21 protein-coding genes and 3 tRNA genes are annotated in these 25,776 nt (G+C 31.2%); 19 read left to right on the forward strand and 5 right to left on the reverse strand.

Annotated features, from left to right (window positions below; genetic code table 11):
- Positions 1-32 precede the first annotated feature (32 nt).
- The 7 genes from I6U51_RS22770 to I6U51_RS22800 all read left to right on the forward strand — a co-directional run bounded on the left by I6U51_RS22770 (position 33) and on the right by I6U51_RS22800 (position 10,562).
- Positions 33-1,664, forward strand: coding sequence for an OPT/YSL family transporter (locus tag I6U51_RS22770; protein ID WP_343069860.1), 1,632 nt, complete (start codon positions 33-35; stop codon positions 1,662-1,664).
- Positions 1,665-1,721: 57 nt separating this feature from the next.
- A complete protein-coding gene (locus tag I6U51_RS22775; protein WP_211144849.1) occupies positions 1,722-2,684 on the forward strand; it encodes a P1 family peptidase in 963 nt (320 codons plus the stop codon).
- Positions 2,685-2,979: 295 nt separating this feature from the next.
- Positions 2,980-4,764 carry a GAF domain-containing sensor histidine kinase gene (locus I6U51_RS22780; protein WP_211144850.1) on the forward strand — a complete coding sequence of 595 codons (1,785 nt, stop codon included), beginning with the start codon at positions 2,980-2,982 and terminating at the stop codon, positions 4,762-4,764.
- Between the two features lie 147 nt (positions 4,765-4,911).
- Positions 4,912-6,093 (forward strand): 30S ribosomal protein S1, encoded by a 1,182-nt coding sequence (rpsA, locus tag I6U51_RS22785; RefSeq protein ID WP_246517629.1) that lies wholly within the window; start codon positions 4,912-4,914, stop codon positions 6,091-6,093.
- 159 nt (positions 6,094-6,252) lie between these two features.
- Positions 6,253-7,557, forward strand: a complete 1,305-nt coding sequence (locus I6U51_RS22790; RefSeq protein WP_211144851.1) for a putative DNA modification/repair radical SAM protein — start codon at positions 6,253-6,255, stop codon at positions 7,555-7,557.
- A 74-nt stretch (positions 7,558-7,631) separates the two neighbouring features.
- Positions 7,632-8,375 (forward strand): TIGR03915 family putative DNA repair protein, encoded by a 744-nt coding sequence (locus I6U51_RS22795; RefSeq protein ID WP_211144852.1) that lies wholly within the window; start codon positions 7,632-7,634, stop codon positions 8,373-8,375.
- Between the two features lie 231 nt (positions 8,376-8,606).
- Positions 8,607-10,562: an EAL domain-containing protein gene (locus tag I6U51_RS22800; RefSeq protein WP_246517630.1), complete on the forward strand. Its 1,956-nt coding sequence runs from the start codon at positions 8,607-8,609 to the stop codon at positions 10,560-10,562.
- A 143-nt stretch (positions 10,563-10,705) separates the two neighbouring features.
- Here the strand turns inward: I6U51_RS22800 and I6U51_RS22805 are convergent, their stop codons facing one another.
- The 3 genes from I6U51_RS22805 to I6U51_RS22815 all read right to left on the reverse strand — a co-directional run bounded on the left by I6U51_RS22805 (position 10,706) and on the right by I6U51_RS22815 (position 12,188).
- Entirely contained in the window at positions 10,706-11,179 is a 474-nt protein-coding gene (locus tag I6U51_RS22805; protein WP_211144853.1) for a QueT transporter family protein, read from the reverse strand.
- A 198-nt stretch (positions 11,180-11,377) separates the two neighbouring features.
- Positions 11,378-11,965 (reverse strand): rhomboid family intramembrane serine protease, encoded by a 588-nt coding sequence (locus tag I6U51_RS22810; protein ID WP_211144854.1) that lies wholly within the window; start codon positions 11,963-11,965, stop codon positions 11,378-11,380.
- Positions 11,966-12,017: 52 nt separating this feature from the next.
- The gene (locus tag I6U51_RS22815; protein ID WP_211144855.1) at positions 12,018-12,188 is read right to left on the reverse strand and encodes a hypothetical protein; all 171 of its coding nucleotides are present in this window, start codon (positions 12,186-12,188) and stop codon (positions 12,018-12,020) included.
- Between the two features lie 176 nt (positions 12,189-12,364).
- Here I6U51_RS22815 and I6U51_RS22820 point away from each other — a divergent pair.
- The 12 genes from I6U51_RS22820 (at position 12,365) to I6U51_RS22875 (ending at position 24,201) form a co-directional block, all read left to right on the forward strand.
- A tRNA-Gln gene (locus tag I6U51_RS22820) sits at positions 12,365-12,439 on the forward strand.
- Between the two features lie 4 nt (positions 12,440-12,443).
- Positions 12,444-12,519: transfer RNA gene (locus tag I6U51_RS22825), tRNA-Lys, on the forward strand.
- Positions 12,520-12,655: 136 nt separating this feature from the next.
- Positions 12,656-12,739: transfer RNA gene (locus I6U51_RS22830), tRNA-Leu, on the forward strand.
- A gap of 195 nt (positions 12,740-12,934) precedes the next feature.
- On the forward strand, positions 12,935-14,230 hold the full coding sequence (locus tag I6U51_RS22835) for a hemolysin family protein (RefSeq protein WP_425489793.1): 1,296 nt from the start codon (positions 12,935-12,937) through the stop codon (positions 14,228-14,230).
- A 124-nt stretch (positions 14,231-14,354) separates the two neighbouring features.
- On the forward strand, positions 14,355-16,421 hold the full coding sequence (locus tag I6U51_RS22840) for a UvrD-helicase domain-containing protein (protein WP_211144857.1): 2,067 nt from the start codon (positions 14,355-14,357) through the stop codon (positions 16,419-16,421).
- On the forward strand, positions 16,411-18,603 hold the full coding sequence (locus tag I6U51_RS22845; RefSeq protein WP_211144858.1) for a UvrD-helicase domain-containing protein: 2,193 nt from the start codon (positions 16,411-16,413) through the stop codon (positions 18,601-18,603). The genes I6U51_RS22840 and I6U51_RS22845 overlap by 11 nt, the downstream gene beginning before the upstream one ends.
- 5 nt (positions 18,604-18,608) lie before the next feature.
- A complete protein-coding gene (locus I6U51_RS22850) occupies positions 18,609-19,352 on the forward strand; it encodes a PD-(D/E)XK nuclease family protein (RefSeq protein ID WP_343069861.1) in 744 nt (247 codons plus the stop codon).
- 164 nt (positions 19,353-19,516) lie between these two features.
- Positions 19,517-20,158: a hypothetical protein gene (locus I6U51_RS22855; protein ID WP_211144860.1), complete on the forward strand. Its 642-nt coding sequence runs from the start codon at positions 19,517-19,519 to the stop codon at positions 20,156-20,158.
- Between the two features lie 349 nt (positions 20,159-20,507).
- Positions 20,508-21,476 carry an efflux RND transporter periplasmic adaptor subunit gene (locus I6U51_RS22860; RefSeq protein WP_211144861.1) on the forward strand — a complete coding sequence of 323 codons (969 nt, stop codon included), beginning with the start codon at positions 20,508-20,510 and terminating at the stop codon, positions 21,474-21,476.
- Between the two features lie 17 nt (positions 21,477-21,493).
- On the forward strand, positions 21,494-22,147 hold the full coding sequence (locus I6U51_RS22865; protein ID WP_211144862.1) for an HlyD family secretion protein: 654 nt from the start codon (positions 21,494-21,496) through the stop codon (positions 22,145-22,147).
- Positions 22,148-22,178: 31 nt separating this feature from the next.
- Positions 22,179-23,768 carry a DHA2 family efflux MFS transporter permease subunit gene (locus tag I6U51_RS22870; protein ID WP_211144863.1) on the forward strand — a complete coding sequence of 530 codons (1,590 nt, stop codon included), beginning with the start codon at positions 22,179-22,181 and terminating at the stop codon, positions 23,766-23,768.
- Entirely contained in the window at positions 23,749-24,201 is a 453-nt protein-coding gene (locus tag I6U51_RS22875; protein ID WP_211144864.1) for a MarR family transcriptional regulator, read from the forward strand. Before I6U51_RS22870 ends, I6U51_RS22875 begins: the two co-directional genes overlap by 20 nt.
- Positions 24,202-24,250: 49 nt before the next feature.
- Here the strand turns inward: I6U51_RS22875 and I6U51_RS22880 are convergent, their stop codons facing one another.
- Together I6U51_RS22880 and I6U51_RS22885 are read right to left on the reverse strand one after the other, a co-directional pair.
- Positions 24,251-24,952, reverse strand: a complete 702-nt coding sequence (locus tag I6U51_RS22880; RefSeq protein WP_211144865.1) for a L,D-transpeptidase family protein — start codon at positions 24,950-24,952, stop codon at positions 24,251-24,253.
- 81 nt (positions 24,953-25,033) lie between these two features.
- Positions 25,034-25,759: a polysaccharide deacetylase family protein gene (locus I6U51_RS22885; RefSeq protein ID WP_211144866.1), complete on the reverse strand. Its 726-nt coding sequence runs from the start codon at positions 25,757-25,759 to the stop codon at positions 25,034-25,036.
- Positions 25,760-25,776: the final 17 nt, after the last annotated feature.

Below are 25,776 nucleotides of genomic sequence, written 5' to 3' on the forward strand. Positions count from 1 at the left end.
TTTACCTTATTAATTTTTATGGAGGGAGTAATGTGAAAGAAAGTAAAGGCCAAAATATAGGATATGCGCAGAGTTATAAAGAGCAGCTTACAGTAAGAAGTTTAATAATTGGAGCACTAGGAGCATTTATAATTACATTGAGTTCAATGTATGTAGCATTGAGAATGGGAGCACTTCCTTGGCCTACTATTTTTGTTGCAATTCTATCTATGGCAGTTTTAAAAGGTTTAGGGAAGACAAATTTAAATGAAATAAATGTAGCAGCTACAGCTATGTCAGCAGGTGGCCTTGTTGCAGGTGGTTTAGCTTTTACAATTCCAGGTATATGGATGATAAATAAGAATGCAGCAGTAAGTGTTGTATCTTTATTAATGGTAACCTTGTCTGGAACAATATTAGCATTGATATTTACACTTCTCATAAGAAAATATTTTATAGAAAAAGAACAACTGCCTTTTCCGATGGGAATAGCAGCTTCACAGACTTTAATTGCAGGAGATGAGGGTGGAAACAAAGCTAAAACTTTGTTTATAACCTTAGGGATCACTGCAATATTTACAGCTATAAGAGATTATTTTGGTAAAATTCCAGCGGCTATAACATCAACTTCTCTTGCAGCTAAGAATATATTTTTCGGAGTATGGGTGTCGCCGATGGCAGTAGGTATAGGATATATAATTGGGCCATTATACATGGGAACATGGTTTTTAGGAGCAATATTAAGTTATTTTGTTATAATTCCAGTAGGTGTTGCCCAGGGAATATTCAAAGATGTAGCCGCTGCTACTGCATTTAAAGATAGCCTAGGAATAGGTTTTATTGTAGGAGCAGGTATAGGTGTTCTATTAAAAGGAATTCTTCCTAAGGCTAAAGAAATATTTGGACCAATGCTTAGAGGGAAGACTGGTGATAATAATATAAATTTAAAATGGGCTCCTATAGCTTTTGCTGTAATAGCATTTATGTTAACGGTATTTACTGAAATGAAGCTTGTTCCAAGTATTATAACTATATTTGGCGTATGGATTACTACATCTATGGCCGCAACTATAACAGGTCAGACTGGTATTAATCCTATGGAGATATTTGGAATACTAATATTACTGTTAGTAAAAGCTATCGTAAATGTTGGCCCTATTGAAGCCTTTTTAGTAGCCGGCGTTATAGCAGTAGCCTGTGGTCTTGCAGGAGATGCTCTTCAGGACTATAAAGCAGGATATATTTTAAAAACTGATCCAAAGGCACAGTTAATTGCTCAGACTGTAGGAGGTTTAGTTGGTGCTGTGGTGTCAGTTGCAGTTCTATTTGTTATGCATAGAGCCTATGGAAGTATGGGACCAGGAACGGAATTAGTAGCACCTCAGGCTTATGCAGTTTCTACTATGGTTTCTGGATTACCAAACTTTAATGCATTTATTGCAGGTCTTATTATAGGGACAATACTATTTATGCTAGGAGTTCCTGTAATGACTGTTGGAATAGGAATATATTTACCTATGTTTATATCAACAGCTGCCTTCATAGGCGGATTGTTAAAGTTTATCGTACAAAAAGTAAAACCAGAGGCAGATAACAATGGGCTTCTTATATCATCGGGGCTTCTTGGAGGAGAAGGGATTACAGGGGTAGTTATAGCATTAATTAAAGTATTTACTTTAGGATAGCACTAAGCGTAAAATATTAGTTAATAGAGTTGGTGTTATTTACAATAGGAGGTAAAAATGCAAGAAATATTATTTAATCAAATAGACGGAATAAAGATTGGTAATGCACAAAACTTAAATGGCCCTACTGGATGTACTGTAGTAATATGTGAAGAAGGAGCTTCTGCTGGTGTAGATGTAAGGGGGGGATCACCAGGTACTAGAGAAACAGATTTACTTGATCCAGTAAATTTAGTAGATAAAATTCACGCTGTAGTTCTATCTGGGGGTAGTGCCTTTGGTCTGGATGCTGCCAGTGGTGCAATGCAGTATTTAGAAGAAAGAAATATAGGATTTGATGTTACTGTTACAAAGATTCCTATAGTTTGTTCAGCAGTACTCTTTGATTTAGTTATAGGAGATCATAAAATAAGGCCAGACAAAAGCATGGGATATGAAGCTTGTGTAAATTCAGAGTTAAATCAGTGCAAGGAAGGAAACATAGGAGCTGGAACAGGAGCGACGGTAGGCAAGATACTTGGTCCTGAGTACTCAATGAAAGGTGGACTTGGATGTTATGCCCTTCAGGTTGGAGATCTTAAAGTAGGTGCAGTTATTGCAGTTAACTGTCTCGGAGATGTAATTGATCCAGCTACAGGGGAAATTATTGCAGGAGTTTTAGATAAAGATAAAAAGAACTTTGCAGGTACAGAGAAAATAATGATAAATAATTATAGTGAGAAGAAGAATTTATTTAGTGGAAACACTACTATAGGAGTAGTTGTAACAAACGCAAAGTTTTCAAAGTCAGAAATGAACAAAATAGCTTCGATGGCGCACAATGGTTATGGAAGATCTATGAGGCCAGCTCATTCTATATTTGATGGAGACACAATTTTCACTATGGCAACTGGAAAAGTAGAGGCTGATATAAATGTTGTAGGACTTCTAGCTGCAAAGGTTGTTGAGCAAGCTGTAGTAAGAGCAGTTAAAAATGCTGAAGGTATTTTTGGATATAAGGCTTATAAAGATATGATTTAAGTATTAATGAAAAGCAGACTTACATTGTATGGGTTAGAAAACCTATCAATATAAGTCTGTTTTATTTATAAAGTTAAAAAAATAATGGTTAACTTTAATAAAGAATCAAGAGGCATGACTTTTTATCCGTGGTAAAACAATGTCGATATGAATAAAATTATTGAAATAAAATGGAATAAATGTTACTATCATAATATATTATGTTGAATTAAGGTATAAAACCCATAAAATGGATTTATATTAATTTTAAGAGGCTTTAGTGCTAAATACTTATAGCGAAGAAGAAGGTGTAATTATGAAGTATTCAATTGTTAAGGTTTGTACAAAAGAACAACCAGTTACTGTGTCTATAAGTTCAGATGAAAAGCCAAATATTTCAGAAATAATGGTCAAAAAATGGCATGATATAATTGATTTGCTTTCATTAACGATAAAGGTACCTTCCGCTTTAATTATGCGTCTTGAGGAGAAAAATATAGAAGTCTTTCTTGCAAGTAACACAAAAGACAACCCTTATAAAATAAAGGAAAAGGCAGAGTTGATTTCGGGGCTTTATTGTGAAACTGTTGTAGGGAATAAATCTTGCCTTCTTGTACCCAATGCTTTAAAAGATCCTTTGTGGAGAGAAAACCCTGATATTAAGTTAAATATGATATCTTATCTAGGATTACCAATACTATGGGCGGACGGTGAAGTATTTGGTACTCTATGTATTTTAGATAATAAAGAAAACCATTATAATAATCAATACATTAAGCTGATGGAACTTCTTAAAGATAGTATCGAAAAGGATTTGCAATTAATATTTGAAGAAGAAAGATTGAAAAAAGAGCTGGAAAATAGGAAAATAGCGGAACAAAAGCTTAGGGAAAGTGAAACTAGATATAGAGAGTTATTCAATAATATGAGAAGTGCAGTGGTAATTTATGATGTAAAAGATGAAGGAAATAAGTTTATTTTTGCAGATTTGAATAAGTCTACAGAATTAATTGAAAAAATCGATAAAGTAGATATTGTAGGTAAGGATATAGAGGAATGTTTTTCTGGAGCTTCGGAAATGGGGTTGCTAAAAATAATGAAGGAAGTATGGAAAACTGGTACAGCTCATTATTTAGGCCCTACGTTTTATGAAGATAATAAAATAAATGGTTGGAGAGAAAATTATTACATATATAAGTTGAATTCAGAACAAGTAGTTGTTATATATGATGATATTTCTGAAAAAATAGAATATCAGAAAATTATAAATGAAAATGAACGATTAATTTGTGAAAAAATTGAATATGATAAGGTTAGAAATGAGTTTTTTGCAAATATTTCTCATGAATTAAGAACTCCATTAAATGTTATTTTGTCTGCCCTTCAACTTATTGAACTAAAACAATCAGAACTGAATCATTCTAATGGGTTTATGGTTAAGTATAGTAAAATAATGAAACAAAATTGTTTCAGATTAGTAAGACTTATTAATAATATTATTGAAATGACAAAAATAAATACAGATTACTTTGAAATTCATTTTCAAAATATAGATATCGTTGCATTAACCAGAGAAATAACGGCATCAGTAACAGAGTACATATCAAATAGGGAAGTAAAACTATCATTTTATTCAGAAATAGAAAAAAGTATAGCATCTTTAGATCCTGATAAAATTGAAACAATACTTTTGAATCTTCTTTCAAATGCAGTAAAATTTACTGAGCCTGGTGACAGCATAGCTGTTACTATTTCAAAGAGGAATGAATGGATTGTTATATCCGTAAAAGATACAGGAAGTGGCATACCAGAAGATAAGTTACAAGTTATTTTTGAAAGATTTAGGCAGGTAGATAAATCCTTGACTAGAAATCATGAAGGCAGCGGCATTGGGTTATCGCTTGTTAAAGCTCTTGTAGAGAAGCATAATGGAAAAATCAGTGTTCAAAGTGATTATGGAAAAGGTAGTGAATTTATCGTAGAGTTACCTGATGTTTTTTTATCGGATGAATTGATTAAGCCTAACACTGTAAAATATAACTTAGACAATGATCGAATTAAAAAAATTAATATTGAGTTTTCGGATATTTATAGTTTGTAATATATTTAATGTGAAGGTAATATGATAACAAAAAGGAATGAAGGCTAAGCTACATTCTTATGTTATCCAAAAGTTATTATTTATGATAGAATAAAAATAAATGGAGAGCAAATCTTATATATATGAATGTGTAAGGAGATGAGTTGTATGTCAGTTAATGATAATGAAATAAACTCAATGAATGAGATTATAAGCGACATTGAGTCTTCAATGAAAAAAGTGAGAAGTGGAGAGGTTATAAAAGGAAAGGTTATTTCAGTAACAGATAGTGAAGCTATAATAAATTTGGGCTATATGTCAGATGGAATATTACCTAGAAGTGAGGTAAGTGAAGATTCAGAGATAAATCCTAGAGATGTTTTAAAGGAAAATGATGAAATCTATGTTTATGTATTAAATATGAATGATGGAGATGGGAATATTCTGCTATCAAAAAAAGCAGCAGATAAAATAAAGGTATGGGATGAACTTGAAGATTCTCTTAAAAATAATAGCACTTTTGAAGTGACTGTTAAAGAAGTTGTTAAAGGTGGAGTTATTACATATGCAAAGGGAATTAGAGCCTTTATACCTGCTTCACAACTTTCAGTATCATATGTAAAGGATTTAAATGAATTCATAGGAAGGGTATTGACTGTAAAGGTAATTGAACTTGATAGAACAAAAGAAAAAATAGTTTTATCAAGAAGAGAAGTAGAAAGTGCCGAATTAGAAGTTAAAAAGAGAGGTTTATGGAGCGAAATTAAACCTGGGGAAAAAAGAACTGGTGTAGTAAGCAGACTAACTAAATTTGGGGCATTTGTCGATTTAGGAGGAGTAGATGGGTTAATTCACCTTTCCGAGCTATCATGGAAAAGAGTTAAAAATCCTTCTGAGGTAGTTTCAATTGGAGATAAAGTTGAAGTATATGTTCTAGATGTAGATAAAGAAAATAATAGAATTTCTTTAGCATTAAAAGATGTAAGCGAAGATCCTTGGAATAATGTTCAGGATAAATATAAAGTTGGAAGTGTAGTAGATGGAACTGTGTCTAAATTTTTAAACTTTGGTGCTTTTGTAGAGATAGAACCAGGATTAGAAGGATTAGTACATCTTTCAGAAATATCGGAGGAACGTATATTAAAGCCTTCAGATGTATTAAATATAGGTAATAAGGTTAGAGTGAAAATACTAGACATTGATCCAAAGGCAAAGAGAATGAGTTTAAGCATTAAGGATTCTGCTGAAAAGCCAAAGGAGGATTTTGAAAAATATGTTGATACACAGGAATCTGGAGTAAGTTTGGGAGAATTATTTGGAGATAAATTCAAAGATTTGAAATTTGATTAATATATAGATATCCATATACAAGGTTATTACTATAATGGGTTACTTATAAGGATGGGTTTTTTATGCCTTTCTGTATAAGTAACCTTTTTATTTGGAATAATATTTACATGAGAACATATGTTTGGTATAATTATGTTTATATGGTATGGAGGCGTGTATATGGACATATTGGAAAAGTTAAGAATACTATCATCGGCTGCTAAATATGATGTATCCTGTTCTTCAAGTGGAAGCAACAGAAAGAATACTAAAGGTGGGTTGGGGAATGGGTATGAAAGTGGTATCTGCCATAGTTTTACGGCAGATGGAAGGTGTATTTCTCTTTTGAAAATATTACTAACAAATCAGTGTAGCTTTGACTGTATCTATTGTGTTAACAGAGTATCTAATGATATAGAAAGAGCCTTCTTTACTCCAAAGGAAATAGCAGACCTAACCTTAAATTTTTATAGGAGAAACTATATAGAAGGATTATTTCTTAGCTCTGCAGTTTTTAAAAACGCTAACTACACAATGGAGTTGCTTACAGAAGTAGCAGATATTCTTAGAAATGAACATAAATTTAATGGATACATTCATTTAAAGGCTATACCAGGTGCCGATGAAGCGCTAATAAAAAAAGCTGGTATGTTAGCAGATAGAATGAGTGTAAATATTGAGCTTCCTTCAAATAACAGTTTAAAGCTTTTAGCGCCGCAAAAAAATAAGGAAAAAATACTTAAACCTATGTCTTTTATAGGAAAGGAAATTTCTATCTTACAAGAAGAGAGAAAAATCTATAAAAAAGCACCTAAGTTTATTCCAGCAGGGCAAAGTAGTCAATTAATAGTTGGAGCAACACCAGAGAGTGATTTGCAAATTATGAGATTATCCGAAAATTTATATAATCATTACAATCTTAAGAGAGTTTATTATTCAGCTTATGTTCCAGTTGTGAAAAGTGCAAAACTACCTGATATAAAGAATCCTCCATTAATAAGAGAACACAGGTTATATCAAGCAGATTGGCTTTTAAGATTTTATGGTTTTTCAGCAAAAGAACTTTTAGATGATACTAATCCTAATTTTGATATAAAACTAGATCCAAAAACCGATTGGGCACTTAGACACTTGGGGAACTTTCCTGTAGAAATAAATTTAGCACACTATAATACACTCCTTCGAGTGCCTGGCATAGGGGTAAGATCAGCTATGAGAATAATAAAGATAAGAAAAGTACAATTTTTAAGTTTTGAAGATTTAAGAAAACTAGGTGTAGTTTTAAAAAGGGCGAAATATTTTATAACCTGCAAAGGAAAGTACTATGGAGAGATTTCTTTTAAAGAGGAGACAATACGGGAAAAAATTGAAGATAAAATAATAAGTAAGGAAAAGCTCAATTACAAACAGTTATCTTTTTTTTCAGAAACTCCAGCATTATATAAACCACAAGATGCTTTAACTAGTTTTACAGGAGAAATTTAAAATACAGGAGTGTTGGTTTTACCATGAATTTTTTACCCGCTTGAACTATCTAATAATGAACAAGGAGGACTTCAATGATTTGTTATATATATGATGGAAGCTTTGATGGCTTACTTACGGCAGTCTATGAATCTTATTATATGCAGGAAAAGCCGGAACAGATTTTAAGGAAAGAGCATTTTTTACCAGACTTTTTTATAGAGCCAATATACATTAAGACAAGTAAAGAAAAAGCATATAAGGTATATAACGCTATAAAAGATAAGGTTTCTCATGAAGCATTAAAATATGTTTTTTATGTTTTTTTATCTGAATTAAAAGAGTCTAGTACTCTAATTTATAGGTATTTAAAAATAGCATTTAAAATAGGAAAAGATATAAATTTGCATATGCATAATGGTATAGTTTTATCTGTACATAAAATAAGTAATAAGGTTACAAATGAAGTTCATAGAATGTTAGGTTTTATAAGATTTAAGTTCTTAGCTAGTAATTTATACTACGCAGCCATGGAGCCTGATCATAATATACTCCAGTTAATTATGCCTCATTTTTCTAAAAGATTTTCTTCTCAGAATTTTATTATTCATGATAGGAAGAGAGAAATAGCTGCCTTATATAATAAAGAAAAATGGGTAATTGTCGATATGTTAAAAGCTGATGGTGAAAAATTATTTTTAAATAACAATGATGAAGTTTATGAAAAATTGTGGAAACAGTATTTTAGCTCAATTACAATAGAAAATAGAAAAAACAGAAAACTTCAAAAAAGTTATATGCCAGAAAGGTACTGGAAATTCCTAACTGAGATGCTTTAAGGCAATAGTTATATGTACTACAATACATATAATTATTGCCTTTAAATTTTGACAAAAAATAACCTGATTTTAATATGCAAACATAATATAGTATGGTAAAATATACATAAATATATGTTTGTATCGAATTATTTTAAATTTTTTTTGAGTAAATACATTTAATTCAAAAAAAATTATTACGAAATTTAACATTTTAAAATATAATTAATAATTCGGGAGTTTTTACACAAAATGGAAAAAATAAAGGCTGGTGTTTATGTGGAATACAAATTTTCTGAGCTTGTGGATATAAATCATTTAAATAGCTTAATTGAAAGTTTTCGCTCAATAACTGGAATCGGCTATACCATAAAAGAAATTAGGAATGATGATTTTACAAGTATTACTAACAGCAAAATATGCTGTGACTTTTATAAGGTAAATGAAATAACAAAAATGAGATGCGAAGAATCTCAAGATTCTATAATTAAGGAACTTAATGAAGGAAAAGACTACGTAATTCATAAATGTAAGAATGGTTTAGTACAAATAGTAGTTCCAATAATAATTAATAAAGTTCCTGTTGCTATTATTTCTGCAAGTCAGATGTTCTTTGAAGAGCCTAATATGGAATATTTTAAAAATGAAGCATTGGAATTAGGTTTTAATGAAGAGGAGTATCTAAAGACAATTAAGGAGATTCCAGTGGTTTCAAAGAAAGAAATCAAACCAATTACAGACTTTATTTTAAGAATCAGTAAGCTACTGGCAGAAATGGGATGCAGACACTTAAATGAATTAGAAGCAAACAAGAAATTAAGCGAAAGTTATTTGGAGCTTTCAGGAGTTTATCAACAACTGAGAGCAGCGGAGCAACAGCTTAGAAACCAATATGATGAATTAGAGAAAATGGCATATTATGATCCACTAACTGATTTGCCAAATTGGAATTATATACAGAAAGAAATAACTCAATATTCCAACGAAAATGACTCGTCAAAACTAGCTATTATGTATATAGATTTAGATAACTTTAGAAATATAAATAATGGCTTTGGCCATCATTATGGTGATAAATTATTGCAGGAAATAGGAAGATCGCTGCAGACGCTTCTAAAAAAGAACTGCATAGTGTCAAGGGCTAGTGGAGATGAGTTTTTGATTGTTCAATATGGTGTTGAAGATAGAAAAGAAGTTTTGAAAACAGTTGGTAAAATGTCCGAATTGCTTAATAGTACATGGCAATTAGATGAAAAAGAGTTTTTTGTATCAGCTAGTATAGGAATAGCAGTTTTTCCAGAGGATGGACAAGATTTTGATAAAATTTTAAGAAGTGCAGAAATAGCAGTTAATAAGGCCAAGGAGCTTGGTAAAAATTCTTATATGTTTTTTGAAAAGTCGCTGTATGATGAAATATCAAGGAAAACAGAGATGGAGAAAGAACTAAGAACTGCTATAAAAAATGATGAGCTTACATTGCATTATCAGCCTCAGGTAGATATCAAAACAGGAAAGATAGTAAGTTTAGAGGCACTGTTAAGATGGAATAGCAAAAAGTTTGGATGGGTCTCTCCTTATGAGTTTATTAAGCTAGCTGAAGAAACAGGATTAATTATTCCTATAGGACAATGGGTGCTAAAAACAGCATGCTTACAAAATAAGGATTGGAAAAGCAAAGGGTACGATTATGAATTTATCTCAGTAAATGTCTCTGTTACACAGATACAAAATAGAAATTTCCTTGATAATGTAAAAGAAATTTTAAGTGAAACAGGAACTAGACCAGAATACTTAGAGTTGGAAATAACAGAAAGCGTTATGATGGAAACTATTGAATCTAACTTAAGAATACTTAATGAATTAAGAAGCATGGGAATAAGAATCGCTCTTGATGATTTTGGAACAGGTTATTCTTCCTTAAACTATCTGAAGAGCTTACCTATTAATACATTAAAACTTGATAAAAGTTTCATAGATGGTTTATGTAAAAATTCTTATGAAGAACTTATAACATATGAGATAATAAAGCTTGCTCACAGGATGGAGTTAGATGTTACTGCTGAAGGTGTTGAATTTGAAGATCAATTAATATCCCTTATGGAGAAGGAATGCAATAGAATCCAAGGATATTATTTTAGTAAGCCTTTTCCGCCAGTAGAAATAGAATCAGTATTAGAGAAAGGCTCTTTTAATATTGATAGAATGTAATAAAATATTATAAACAGGATTCTTAGTGTCTTTAGCACTTAGAAGACGTTATCCTTTAGGGGAAGCCGTTATCCAGAGTCGTAGACATCGGATAAAAAATATAGGTGAAGGAAAATAGTGTCCTTCACCTATATTTTTTATAATCAGTTATATTTGAGAATCTTTATAACATCTTCCCTTTTCAAAAGAAGTTTGAATAAAGGGTAGCCTATACAAGTTACAACTACAAACTCACCTAAAGCCACATATACTGTGGACAACCAAAAAGGTTGATTTAGGACAAAAAATAGTTCAGCTCCTACAATTAAACCATTCATAATGGTTGGCCAAAGTGTAGATATAAGTAAATTTTTAGTTTTGCTGATCATATATACGCTTATAAGTGTCGCACTTGTTCCTACTATTACATCAACTATACCTAATGGACTATAAAGATTCGATATAGCACATCCTAATACAAGACCTATGATATAAACTGGATCTATAAATGCAAGTAGAGTCATAACTTCAGACAATCTAAATTGAATAGCCCCATAGCTTAAAGGAGCAATTGCTAATGTTGCAACAGTGTAAACAGCGGCAGTTATAGCTATTTTAACAAGTTTTTTTACTTTCACCACAGTTTCCTCCTTTCAGTCGGAACACGGGGGAATTAATCCCATTCGCTCCGCTCATAAATTACCCGTTAAAGTCCATCTAGGGCTTTAACCTCCTATTTTCAAAATTAAGCCTCATACCATGTGGTATGAGGCAATGCTCAATTCTATAGTATATCACAACTATGCAACATAAATAAATAATTTTTAAATATATTTTTATTGAGAATTACAAGATTCAGTAGGTCTTCTCTTTCGATTTTTTAGATATCCAAAGGCACCTCCACACAAACCGCCTATTATATGAGCGGAATGAGAAATATTGTCTACTGCAAAAATAGCATCTAATACTTCTCTACCTAGGAAAAAAATTGCTACTAAAACAAGTGTCAATGGAATTTTACCGAATTCAGTGTTAGCAAAAGAGCTTAATAATATTAGCATAAAAACAATTCCACTAGCACCAAGGAGGGCAGTTGGAAAGAATAATGTATTAATAATTCCGGTTATAAATGCGGTGAAAACCATCATTTCTATTAAGTTGTTAGAGCCGTATTTTTCCTCAACCATAGGACCAACAAGAAGTACAATTAAAAAGTTCCCAGAAAAGTGACTCCAATTAGCATGACCAAATACATAGCTGAATAAACGTATATATTGTAGTGGATCAGTTATAGAAGTCTTATAGTTTGTGAAGAGATATCTCGTTGAAGCTCCACCTGTAGCTTTGCCTAAAAGATATGCTACAAAAGCTAAGAATGTAAAGGTTAGTATTACAGGAGAATTATATTGAATTTTTTTAAACATATGAATCACCTTCTTTTGTTTATAAAATTTATTATCCTTAATATAAGTTATATTATCCAAATTTCTTTATTTTAAAATATGTGGTTAAAGGTTTTCTTAATCTTATAAGTTGAAAAGCTACATCGATAGTTGGAAATCCTATAAGTTGAAAGAAACTAATAATATCACTGTATAATTTTATAAGTTCATTTGATGAAGTGGAATTTTCTATTGAGAAAAACATATCGTTCTCCAATAAAATTGTTCATATAATTAATATATGAATAAAAGTAGAAAAAGTGCTTAAGCTAAGAGTGAATATTAATTTGTAAAAAAAAATGAAAAAAATTATCAAAAGTTGTTGACAACATTACTATAACGTATTATAATCTATAAATGTGTGGTAAACAAATTAAACATTGGGATATCGCCAAGCGGTAAGGCACCAGACTTTGACTCTGGTATTCGTAGGTTCGAATCCTGCTATCCCAGCCATTTTGGTTTACTAGCTCAGTCGGTAGAGCACATGACTTTTAATCATGGTGTCCGGGGTTCGATTCCCCGGTAAGCCACCAATAAGTAGACATGCAAAATCCTAAGCAGGCACCCAAAATGTTAAGTAGATATCCCAAATCTTTAGTTTGGTGATAGTCACTTACACAGCGTGCTGATTTTGTAATAGTCACTTAGTTAACTACATTTAAATAATTTGCAGGTGTGGCGGAATTGGCAGACGCACTAGACTTAGGATCTAGCGCCAACGGCGTGGGGGTTCGACTCCCTTCACCTGCACCACTAAAAAAACATGATTGATATTTCAATCATGTTTTTTTTATTAAAAAACAGTTTGTGAAAATATTTAACATAATGAAACATGATAATATATTTTCCCAAAAGCAAGTATCACTTTATTATATATAAATAGAATATTAATGTTGTAATTTTGTAAAAATATATATAATGACCTGTGTTTTAAGGAGGGCTATTGATGTGTCCAATATTACAACGGAATTACTTTTAATATTTATACTAATTTTAATTAATGCCTTTTTTTCAGCCTCTGAGATGGCTATTGTATCTTTAAATAAAACTAGAATGAATCATCTGGCAGAGGAAGGAAATGAGAAAGCTAAACTGATTCTAAGGTTGCTTAATGAGCCAAGTAAATTTCTAGCAACAATACAGGTAGGAATTACATTAGCAGGATTTTTTGCCAGTGCTTCTGCAGCAACTACACTTTCTGAAAGATTTTCACTGGTATTAAGGTCATATGGTATACCATATAGTAATAGAATATCAGTTATTTTGATTACTGTTTTTTTAGCATATATTACACTTGTTCTAGGAGAATTATTTCCTAAAAGAATTGCATTGCAGAATTCAGAAGAAATTGCAATGTTTTCTGTAAAACCAATATTATTTGTATTAAAGATAATGCTTCCCTTTGTAAAGTTATTATCTAGCTCTACAAATTCATTAATTAAAATTTCAGGTATAACATTAGAAAACTTAGAGGAGAAAGTATCTGAAGAAGAAATAAGAACAATGATAGACCTAGGACAGGAAAATGGTGTTTTTAATGAAACAGAGAAAGAAATGATAAATGGGATATTTGAGTTTGATGATACTTTAGCAAAAGAAGTTATGACACCAAGAACAAATGTATTTGCTGTAGATATCAATGAACAAAATGCCTCAATAATAAGTGAAATATTAGAAGAAAAATACTCGAGAGTTCCTGTGTATGAAGATGATATTGACAATATAATAGGAATCTTATTTATAAAGGATTTATTTGGTCAGTTGCTGAAAACATCAGCGGACAAAATTGACATTAGAAAATTGTTGAGGCCTGCTTATTTTGTGCCAGAAAATAAAAATATAGATATACTGTTTAAAGAATTACAGAATTCAAAAAATCATATGGCGATTCTTATAGATGAGTATGGAGGATTTTCTGGAATTACAACAATAGAAGATCTAATAGAAGAGATAATGGGTAATATATTTGATGAATATGATGAATACGAGCAAGATCTTAGAAAGATAGATAGTGGAACTTATATAGTTAGTGGTTCGCTAGCTATAGACGAAGTGAATGAATTCTTAAATCTAAACCTTCAATCTGAAAATTCTGATACCATCGGAGGTTTTGTGGTAGATCTTCTTGGCAGTATCCCTAGAGATGATGAGGAGAATACCATAGAATATGAAAACATAACATTTAAAATTGAGAAAGTAAATGAAAAAAGAATAGAAGAACTTAAAATATATGTAAATGAGTGAAAGTCCCTTATTCTAATTTAAGGGACTTTCACTCATTTACATAATCAGACAGACTTTTAGACCCAAAGTTCTAATTAATATGTTAAAATAAAGGGAAGTGAATATCCATTGATGAGGTGAAAAAATGAGATACTCAGAAGTAAAAAGAAAATTATTTGATAATCTCTTCAGTGAGAAATCCATAATAGTAAGTGGAAAGTCGGGAAGTGGGAAAACTACATTAGCTATAGAAAAATATAAGCATATGATTGAAGAAGAAAAAATAAATAGTGAGAATATATTAGTCTTAGTGATGAACAGACATCAAGCTATGACTTGGAAAAAAGAGTTGTGCTTAAAAACATCAGGTGAATTTAAGATATATACTTATCAAAATTTTGTAAGTAGGGAGTTATCGAAATTTTGGCCAATAATAGAAAGTAAGTGCAGTAGAATAGAAAAGAAATCCTTAAAACCTGAATTTATATCAACGGATTTGGCAAATTATATGATGGAACTTCTAGTTAACTACTATAGAAGGAAAGGATACCTCGTAGACATAACTTCGCATTCAAGTAGGGTAGCTTCAGATCTAGTTTCTAATATAAACAAGGCTGCTATGTCACTAGTTGATTTTAAAGAAATAGGAACTAGGCTATATAATTCTCTTCAAATTAAGGAAAGTATAAGTAGAGAAAACTATGAACATATGGATTCCATAATAGATTACTATATCAACAGCTTTTTGAAACATGGGGTTCTGGACTATGGTATTGGTATTTATTTATATAACAATTATTTAATTAATAACCATACATATACTGAAAAATTAAATAATATAAAATATATTTTAGTTGATGATTTTAATGAAATATCACCGGCACAGCTGTCACTTGTAAATAAGCTTATGTGCACTGTAGAAAAAGGATATATGTTCTATAACCAAGATGGTGGATTTTGTACATATTATGGAGCTGATAAGCAATACTTAATGAGCAATATAGAATTTTCTTATCAGCAACTAGAGGTAGAAGAGAGTTTTATGTGTGGAAACTACTTCATGGAACTTTCTAAGGAAATTAGTATAGATAACTTAGGAAGTATTTCAGCTCAAAATAAACAAATACCTGTTTACTTTGATATATCCTCTCAGCTACGAAGTGAAATGCTAGAAAAAGTATCTAATAAAATTAAAGAGCTTGTTAGAATGGGAAAAAGACCAGAAGATATAGTAATAATATCACCTTCTAATGATGTTGTTCTAAACTCTGAAATAGAATATAGGCTGAAAGATTTCGGAATAGGAGTCATAAATACTTCTAAGAAGTCCAGGCTTATAGATAACCCATATGTACACAGCTTAATAGTAATAGCTTGTCTTTGTAATAAATATACTGGAATTAATTTAACTCGAGATGATTATAAAAGATTTTTTTCTACAGTTTTGAATATAGATATGGTTAAGGCTTCTATAGTATCAAAGTCAATAATAAATTGTGGAGAATTACAGCAATTGCCTTTAGGAGTTACTGAAAGAATAGGTGTAGATGTTGAAGGTAGGTATAATAATTTAAAAGAATGTATACAGAAATATAAGCGTTACATAGCAGAAAAGAGTATGTCTTTAGGTGAGTTGTTTAGAAGAAGTTTTTTAGAGCTTCTTATAACACTTCCTAATGCAAAAGATAACATACAAATTTGCAAAAATTTAAGTGAAACTGCTGAAAAGTTTATAGAAATGTTAACACAGTTTAATACAAAAGATAATCCGGAAGAAAAACTTATCATATTTGTAAAAAGTGAAGCAGCGGATTTTTATTCTTTAAGGGAATTAGAAGAACTGTTCCTAAATAACAAGGGTATAGTTATAACTAATCCTTATAATTTCCTAACTTGTAATTTAAAGAGTAAGATTCAGATATGGGCAGATGTAAGCAGTGATATGTGGGCACCAAGAAACATAAAAGAACTAACTAATACCTATGTGTTAAGAAGTACATGGAATGCAAATGAAGTTTATAGTTCAGATATAGAAGAAAATAATAGATTGAGCAATTTAGTTTCAATAATGAAGTGTCTTATGAGAAAATGTAATGAAGAAATTTACTTTTACGGAAGTGAATACTCCTTAAGTGGGTATGAACAGCAGGGGTATTTTTCTGATATTATCTTAAACATCTTTGGTGAAGGAGGTGCCTCTGGTGCAGTTTAGGGAAGACCAAAAACCTATAATGGAATACAGAGGTGGTACTATGGCAGTACCGGCAGTACCAGGAGCAGGAAAAACCTTTATTGTAGCTCATCTGGCAGCTAAAATTATTGAAGAAAAAATACATAAACCAGGAAAAGTACTCATAGTAACTTACATGAATAGTGCAGTAAACAATTTTAAAAGCAGAATATCCTCTGTATTAGAAAACAAAGGCATAACTGCGAATGGTGATTATGAGGTTATGACTATTCATAGTTTGGCAATGAAAATATTAAAAGAAAGACCGGATGTAGTTGGAATTAATGAAGAATTTCAAATAATTGATGATTTGAAAAAAATTGCTTTTCTAAATGAATGTATTGAAAATTGGAGAAGAAAAAACGGAGAGAGAATATTTAGACTTCTCTTGTCGGATAATGGCAATAAAAAATACAATGAAAAAGGCGAGTACTATTGGAGAGACTTTTTTACCATAGCTGATAACTTAATTAGTGAACTTAAGCTTAATAGTATTTCCCCAGAATTACTTTTAGAAAGATTAGAGAATGTTGAAGGAATTAGCATTGTAAAAAGTATTTCTCAAATTTACGATGCTTATATTAAGAAGCTTAGAATAGAAGGATACATAGATTATAACGATTTGCTGCTGCTCTCATATAAGGCATTACTACTGGATGATAAACTGAGAGAGAAGTTCAAGAACAAATATAGCTTTATTTTTGAAGATGAATGTCAAGATTCTAATTTAGTGCAGAGTAAAATACTACTGTTGCTTTCGGAAAATAACAATAATCTTGTGAGAGTTGGAGATTTAAATCAGAGTATAATGGGAACCTTTACTTCATCAGATCCTAAGTTTTTTGCGAATTTTTGTAGTCAAGCTGAAAGAAAACATATTATGAATATGGCGGGAAGAAGTTCAAATGAAATTATAAACTTAGCTAACTACTTAGTAAGTTATGTAAGGTCAGAACATCCTGAGGAGAAGTGTAGAGGCGCTCTTGAGGAGCAGTACATAAGAGTAATGTCAGGTATGGAGGAATTTAAGAATCCTGAACCTGAGGATTATGGTATATACAGTTATTGTTTTAGTTCTTGGGATAAGGTAAAAGAGACAACACTAAAAGCAGTTAAAAATTTTAAAATTAAGAATCCAGATAAGACTATAGGGGTTTTGGTGCCATATAATAATCAAGTAACAGAGCTTGCAAAAGAGCTGAGGAGAATTGGAATTGAATGTGATGAGTTATCCACAACTTCAGAAAAAAGAATTAAGATTACTAACACACTAGGATATATGCTTCGTTTTTTATCAGAACCAGATAACATTATGAGATTTAAAGAACTAATAAACTGTTTGATAGATGAAAACCTTCTGGGAAAGGAAGAATTAATAGGCAGAATATCCAACTGTGAAATTGAGGATTTGTTGGAAAATAAAATAGCAGATTTATATGAAAATCAATTTAGTGAAGAAAAACTAGTAGATAGAAAACTAATCGAACTGCTCGAGAAATATGTAGATACTATAAAAGACTTACTTAAACATAATGAAATGTCTATGGAAAGATTAATTTTATATATAGGTAATCTTCTAAAGTTAGATGTAAATGATAAGGCTATGGTTGAAGCTGTTGCTTCATATATACAATATGAACAAAAGTATAGAACTGATTTAACTTTAGAGGAAGTTTCTCAAAGACTTTTGGATGTAAAGAATTCAGTATTTAAGCAAATAGCTGATGTTATTTATGAAATTCAGGGATATGAGCCTACGCCAGAAAGAGTAACCATATCAACCTGTCATAAATCAAAGGGACTAGAGTGGGATTGTGTATTTTTACTTTCTTTAACTGATTATAATTTTCCTTCTTCATTAAGTGGAAAATTTAGATCTGATCATTATTACTTTAAAGAAGAATTTAAAAATCCTATTGCTTTAGGAAAGGCAGAAATACAAAAAATGCTAGGGCAATCTATATGTAATAATCCCTTTATCCAAGCACGAGCAGATGTGGTTAACGAAAAAATAAGGCTTTTATATGTCGGAATAACAAGAGCAAAAGAGTATTTACTATTAATGTCTAATTATGATGAAGGTAAAAAAGATTGTCCATCAAAATATTTTGATGTTTTAAAGAAATTTATAGAAAATAGAAAAGCTATATATAAAAGGATGTGAGGACAGTGCTGGACGTTAGAAAGCTGAGTTATTTTTATTATAGTCAAAACTCACTAAATACTTTTAATAAATGTCCTTTAAAATTTAAATTAAAATATTTTGATAATATGTCATGGAGAAATGATTCAGAAGAGGATATAGAGTATTATGAAGGAATAAAAATAGGTTTAGATTTTCACTTAATCTGCGAAAGATATTTTTCTGGCATTCCTTTGGGAAATGAAAATTGTAATGAAGATATTAATAGGTGGACTGATGAGCTTTTAAAACTAATGCCTATAGAAAAGCAAAATGTATATTTACCTGAGTATGAAATAAAAATGATAAAAGACCATATAAGACTTCAGGCAAAATATGATTTAATCGTTATAAAACCTAATAATGATGTTGAAATATGGGATTGGAAGACTGAAAACAGGAAACTATCTCGTAAAGAATTAGAAGGTAGATTTCAAAGCATAGTATATATGTATGCTGCAGGAGAAAAGCTCAGTGAGACTTTAGGCAAAGAAATAAAGTTAAATCAAATAAAAATGGTTTACTGGCAGCCACAATATGCAGAACATATAATTACTATTTCTTACTCTGAAGATAAACATAGGAAAAATGAAAGCACTATATATGAACTCGTAGAGAATATCAATCAATATGATTTTGTAACAGATTTTAATAAAGACTTATACATAAAACAATGCAAATTCTGTGAGTTTAATTACTTCTGTAATAATCAAAAGATTGAATTTAAATAGTGGAGAGCTTAAGTTAACTATGAGTTAGAGGTTATAAATAAGTAGATATACCATAACTGCTTATTTAAGCCTCTTTTTTTATTTTCACAATTTTTTGTAAAAATAAAATACGACTTTTTTCGATTATAATAGGTTAAGATATAAAGTAAGAGAGGAGAAATATTATGGAGATAAACAACTTTATTTTACCTAATTATTCTAAAGATGATAATTTTGAATATGGAATAAAGATTGTGCCAAAAAGAATACCTGATAGATTAACGGATAGCATAATTGTATCTATAGAAAAAAACATTAAAGGCAAAAATAGGTACAACCTGTGCTTTAAAAGGAAAAGAGACCTTGAGGTCATTAATAATAGCTATAGCTTATCAAAAGAAGTTTTTAGGGAGTATATAAGCTTTCTTGTCGAGTTTGCCAATGAGTTAAATGGAGAAAATAAAAATAATAAAGAATTTAATATTAAAAATCAGGGTAAAATAATAATATCCTCCCTTAATAAAGAATATATAAAAATATCCTCCATTAGGGTAAATAATAATTCTTCAGTAAGAGTATTTTTTACCTTATTGGAAAAAGAATTATTAACCTATATTAATGTATTAAAGGATATATATCTTGAAAAATGCATTAATAATTATTTAATCTACCAAATGAATTATTTGGTTAACCCTTTAACTAAAGAGGAAAGAAAAAATCTCTATATTGGTGCATTATATGCTTTTGCTGATAGTGCATTAGATAACAGGGATAAAAACAGATTTGATATGCTATCAAAGGAAATTAGAAAAATCTTAGGTAGCTAAGGGAAACAGGTATCTAAAACAATAATTTAGATGCCTGTTTTTATTATTAAGTTAAACATTTAATAGAAAAACAATGTATTTTTTATCGTTTAAAATCAAATTATATGTTTTTATGCAAAAAAAATATATGGACAACGATAAAAAAATTATGGTAAAATAAATTGTTCGTATAAGAACGTTAAGGAAGCTAACAATTATATATGGAATGATTGTTAATCTAGGGATACAATCTTCTTAAAGAGTGAGTAAAGAGATTGACTATGTCACTAGATTTGTTTGCTAAAAATCAGATGGAATTAAAGTTCCATCTGATTTAAGTTTTACTTTATATATACTAAGGAGGATTAATATGAAAAAGATAGTACCTTTACTAATAGCTACAGCTATGATTTTTAGCGGATGTGGTTCTACTAAAAATACTTCAAATGAAAACACTAAGACTTCCCAAGCACCGCAAGAAATATACATTTTTGCAGGTAAAGTACAAGCAGATAACTCAGTAAATCTAATGACAAAACTTCCTGCAAAAGTTGCAGAAGTGAAAGTAGACGTTGGAAATAAGGTTAATGCAGGAGATCCTATTATTGTTTTAGATACTCAAGATATTCAAGCTCAAGTAAATCAAGCTCAGGCAGCGGTAGAAACAGCTCAAGCTGGTTTAGATAAAGTTAAAACTGGTTCAAGGCCAGAGCAAATTGCTTCAACTGAGGCTTTATTACAAGGAGCGCAAAAGGCATACGAACTTGCACAGACTGCTTATGATCGTCAAAAAGAATTATATGACGGTGGATTTGTTTCAAAGCAAGACTTAGAGAAACTAGAGGGTCCAGTTGCATCAGCTAAGTCTCAATATGAATCAGTACAGCATCAGTTAGAGCAATTAAAAAATGGTGCAACTTCACAGGATGTAAATGCTGCAGCAGCAGCTGTGAAACAGGCTCAAGCGGCTGTTGAAACAGCAAAGGCTAATTTAAATTATGGAACTATTGCATCACCTATATCAGGAACTGTTACTGCTAAAAATATAAATGTAGGTGAAATGGCAATAACAGGACAAAACCTTGTTACTATAGTTAATAGTGAACAGCTTCATGTAGATGGTTATGTGCCTTCAGATTTAGTAACACAATTGAAAGTTGGACAACCTGTTATGGTAAAAGTATCTGACGTATCGGATAAAAAGTTTCAGGGGGAAATATCTGTAATAGATCCCCAAATCGATGCACGCAACAAGCAAGTGCTAGTTAAGGTAACGCTTAAGGATGGTAATGATGCTTTAAAACCAGGAATGTTTGCAGAAATAGGATTAAATAAGTAAGGGTAGGTGAAGCAGGTATGAAATCAAAAAGAAAAACATTAATAACAGCAGTACTAGCATTAATGGTAATAGCTATGGCGGGAGTTGGAACGTATTACTGGTATAATAATACTTACTACGTTTCTACTGAAGATGCAACGGTTAGCTCTGATTTAGTTAAAGCAGGTCCACAAATTTCTGGAAAGTTATTAGAACTTTATGTAAATGAAGGTCAACATGTTGAAAAGGGACAGATAATAGCTAGACAGGACATGGGAACCCTACCTGATACAAGTTTAGAGATGTCAATCATTAGAGCACCAATTACCGGTACTGTAATTAAAAAACAAGGAACAGTAGGTGAAATAGTTTCGCCAGGACAATCACTAGCTATAATGATAGATCCATCTGCGGTTTATATAAATGCCAATATAGAAGAAACAAAATTAGAAAAGTTAAAAATAGGGCAACCAGTAGATATTACAGTAGATGAGTATGGTAGTAGTAAACTAACTGGAAAGGTTCAATCTATAGGAGAAGCGACAGCAGCAACATTCTCATTGCTTCCTACTTCTTCAGGAGGAACTTTTACCAAGGTTACACAAAAGGTTCCTGTAAAAATTAAGCTTGATAAATATAATGTCAAATTGCAACCAGGAATAAGCGTAGTTGTTAAAATACATGTTAAATAAATATTACTGCATATAAAGGCAGGTGATTTTGATGGAAAATGAGAAGGAAGCTTCTTTTTATAAATGGTTAGCTCTCAGTGTAGTAGTTATAGGAACCTTCATGTCAATATTAGACAGTAGTATTGTAAATATAGCTATACCTAAGATGATGGCAGTTTACGGCGTATCCATAGACCAAATAAACTGGGTGTTAACTTCCTATATGCTAACTCTAGGAGCTGTAATACCTCTAACAGGATATTTAGGAGATACTTTTGGAACTAAAAAAATTTATATTTTTGCTTTGGCTCTATTCACTATAGGTTCTTTCTTATGTGGATTTGCATGGAATGTTACATCTATGATAATAGCCAGGGTTATACAAGGTATAGGCGGCGGAATGATTATGCCAGTAGGTATGTCTATAATATATGAGATATTTCCATTAGAGCAAAGAGGGATGGCCTTAGGTTTCTGGGGAATTGCCGCAATGGCAGCTCCTGCTATTGGACCAACCCTTGGTGGATATATAATACAGTATTTAGATTGGAGATTAATATTCTATATAAATGTTCCAATAGGTATAATGGGGGTAATCTTTGCAGGCTTAATATTAAAGGATCGTCCACTCAATTTGAGCAAAAAGCTGGATTACATAGGAGCGATTACTTCTATAATTGGTATGGTATCGCTTCTTTACGTTCTCGGAGAAGGTTCAAGTATAGATTGGTCTAATGTAAAGTATCCTATATTGATTGTACTAGGTATCTTCAGTTTGGTACTATTTGTTATAAATGAACTTACAATTGATGAACCTTTATTAGATTTAAGAGTACTTAAAGTATTTCCTTTCTCCTTAAGTATCATTATATCAGCAGTATTAAATATGGCGTTATATGGTGGAATTATGCTGATACCTTTATATTTACAAAATATAAGAGGATATTCTGCAATGCAAACAGGTATGCTTATGTTTCCTAGTGCTATAGTAACAGGGATAATGATGCCTATTAGTGGAAAGCTGTTTGATAAAATTGGAGCTAGACCTTTAGTTATAAGTGGAGTAGGTATATTAGCATATGTTAGCTATGAGTTAGCTAAAATTACATTAACCACTGATCCAAATACCATTAAGTGGCTTCTGATGGCTAGAGGTTTTGGGATTGGACTTGCTATGATGCCATCATCAACAGAGGGAATGAATCAGGTTCCAAAGCAGTTGGTTGGTCGTGCATCTGCGTTATCCAACACAATTAGACAGGTTGCCGGTTCTTTGAGTGTAACTATACTTACTACAATTTTAAAAAATAGACAAACTTCTAATTACTATGGATTAGCTGAGAGATTTACAAGCTTTAATTCTTTTAATACGGATTATCTAAAAGGAATTCAGGGATATTTTATGGGCACTGGAATGCCACAGGGTAGCGCCCAGGGGGTAGCTCAAACAGTTGCTTATGGACAGATACAGAAAATGGCCTTTTTATATGCAATGAATGATACATTGTTAGTTACAGTTTTTGCGGCCATAGTAGTAATTCCTCTAGGAATGTTGATTAAAAGAAAGAAATTTGGGAAAGTTGTAGGTAATGGCAAAGTATTAACTAAAGGAGATGTGTCAGGTGAACCAGCAACTAACTAATTATGCAGAAGAATTTGTTGACATCTTTAGATCTTTGCATAAAAGTTTTAAATCACACATTATAAAAGAAGCTTGTAATTACGGTTTTACGGTTCCGCAGGTATTACTTATGCATGAGTTATATCATAATCCAGGGATTACTTTAAACGAGTTAAGTAAAAAACTCAGTCTATCTAAAAGTACTGTTTCTGGAATTATTGATAGATTGGAAAAGAACGAATATATAGTAAAAGAGATTCCTGAAGAAAATCGTAGAATAGTTAAAATATCATTATCGGAGAAAGCATTAAAGCATCAAAAGTGGATTAATAATATTAAAACCCAACACTTATCAGAACTTTTTAATAAGTTAGGTTTAGAAGAGACAGAAAAGATTATTGATGCTTTTAGAAAGCTAAATGATGTTGTTACAACTTATAATGAGAACAATTAGAATACTTATAAAGTAATTAATGAAGCCCTTTGAATAAGGAGAGTTATCCTTACTCAAAGGGCTTCATGCCAATAGCATTATAGAATTCTTTGTCTATATCATGTGTAATAGAAAGCTTGTTATCTTTCCTAAATTTAATTATACAACTTTTCATACCCTCACCATAAATACCATCTAATATTCCGGTATAATAGCCTCTGTGCATTAACCTTCTTTGGACTTCATAGACATCTCCGCCAGTATCGCCTGGCAATAGGGTTCTAAATTTATTCCAATACAGCCCATAAGGACCTCCATAAATCACTACAATTGTTCCACAATCAACATATTTATAAAGGTTTTCTACATCCTCATTAAACATTCTAATACATCCAAGAGATTCAGCTCCTCCAATGGTTAAAGGTTTATTGGTGCCATGTATTCCATATCTTCCCCAAGGGACACCAAGTTGCATCCACCTTGTTCCAAATCCTTTTCCCCAGCCTGATTCTTTATTTATTATATTCCATGTGCCTATTGGAGAAGGAGTAGATTCTTTACCTCCTGCTACGGGATACTCTTTTACTATTGCATGAGTATCATTGTCTATTAAATATAGCCTAAGTTCTGTTAAATCTACCAATATGCCATATTTATTATTCGTGGATGTATTTATTTTTGTTGTAGTATAGGCTTTTGCAGTTATTAGTGGAAAATAAGTCAAAAATATTGCTAGCATTAATATTGATAATATAATTTTGTGTTTTTTCATTTTAACACCTCAGCACAAATAAATATTAAAATCTTACCCTAATATTTTTTTACTATTTGTGCTTATTTACTCTTGTAAATTTTACCTTGAAACTCTAAAGTGATATTCTGGAGTATCTGCTGTAATAACCTTAAACTCATATCCTATACTTTTGTAATATTTTATGATTTTTGGAAGAGCTTCACAGGTGGTTTTATTTGGTTGATCACAGTGAGCTAATAAAAATATTTTTTCTGGATTAATACATTTTTGAGTAGCTTCTCTAAATAGCTTATCTGGCGGAGTATTATAATCTATTCCATCTGATAAGCTTAAGTTCCAATCATATATTTTATAATTCTTGGAGTGTAGCTTTTCTAAAAGATCTTTGCTTAAGTGTTTTTTACTACCGGATGGAAATCTTATTACTACCGGCGAAAAACCAACAACTTTTTCCACTTCAGAAGCTGTTTTATCCATTTCATCTATAAAAGCCTTATCATTTGCATATATTTGTCTATATTTATGAGTATAAGTATGAAGCCCGATACTATGACCTTCTTCGTGCATTCTTTTTAATGTTTGTTCTCTTCCATTAATTTTATAACCTACCACGAAAAAGGTGGCTTTTACTTTTTCTTCTTTTAGAATATCTAAAATCTTATTAGTAACTACTGTGCTTGGTCCATCATCAAAGGTTAAATATATAACTTTGGTATTCTCAGTGGATGCAGCGTTAACACTAGTAGCTGCATAGTTATTGAAGATAAAAATAGCAAATAAAAACACTGATATGAAAATTATAGTTTTACTTTTTTTGGGTATCATACGCTCACCTCCATGCA

Source organism: Clostridium aciditolerans (genome assembly GCF_016316925.1).
Lineage (GTDB): Bacteria > Bacillota > Clostridia > Clostridiales > Clostridiaceae > Clostridium_AM > Clostridium_AM aciditolerans.

Coding starts and splice junctions, on each gene's coding strand:
- I6U51_RS22790 (WP_211144851.1), top strand. CDS start 6,253: ATGGACATATTGGAAAAGTTAAGAATACTATCATCGGCTGCTAAATAT.
- I6U51_RS22815 (WP_211144855.1), bottom strand. CDS start 12,188: ATGTTTTTCTCAATAGAAAATTCCACTTCATCAAATGAACTTATAAAA.
- I6U51_RS22870 (WP_211144863.1), top strand. CDS start 22,179: ATGGAAAATGAGAAGGAAGCTTCTTTTTATAAATGGTTAGCTCTCAGT.
- I6U51_RS22880 (WP_211144865.1), bottom strand. CDS start 24,952: ATGAAAAAACACAAAATTATATTATCAATATTAATGCTAGCAATATTT.
- I6U51_RS22775 (WP_211144849.1), top strand. CDS start 1,722: ATGCAAGAAATATTATTTAATCAAATAGACGGAATAAAGATTGGTAAT.
- I6U51_RS22885 (WP_211144866.1), bottom strand. CDS start 25,759: ATGATACCCAAAAAAAGTAAAACTATAATTTTCATATCAGTGTTTTTA.
- I6U51_RS22865 (WP_211144862.1), top strand. CDS start 21,494: ATGAAATCAAAAAGAAAAACATTAATAACAGCAGTACTAGCATTAATG.
- I6U51_RS22810 (WP_211144854.1), bottom strand. CDS start 11,965: ATGTTTAAAAAAATTCAATATAATTCTCCTGTAATACTAACCTTTACA.
- I6U51_RS22840 (WP_211144857.1), top strand. CDS start 14,355: ATGAGATACTCAGAAGTAAAAAGAAAATTATTTGATAATCTCTTCAGT.
- rpsA (WP_246517629.1), top strand. CDS start 4,912: ATGTCAGTTAATGATAATGAAATAAACTCAATGAATGAGATTATAAGC.
- I6U51_RS22795 (WP_211144852.1), top strand. CDS start 7,632: ATGATTTGTTATATATATGATGGAAGCTTTGATGGCTTACTTACGGCA.
- I6U51_RS22855 (WP_211144860.1), top strand. CDS start 19,517: ATGGAGATAAACAACTTTATTTTACCTAATTATTCTAAAGATGATAAT.
- I6U51_RS22800 (WP_246517630.1), top strand. CDS start 8,607: ATGGAAAAAATAAAGGCTGGTGTTTATGTGGAATACAAATTTTCTGAG.
- I6U51_RS22860 (WP_211144861.1), top strand. CDS start 20,508: ATGAAAAAGATAGTACCTTTACTAATAGCTACAGCTATGATTTTTAGC.
- I6U51_RS22780 (WP_211144850.1), top strand. CDS start 2,980: ATGAAGTATTCAATTGTTAAGGTTTGTACAAAAGAACAACCAGTTACT.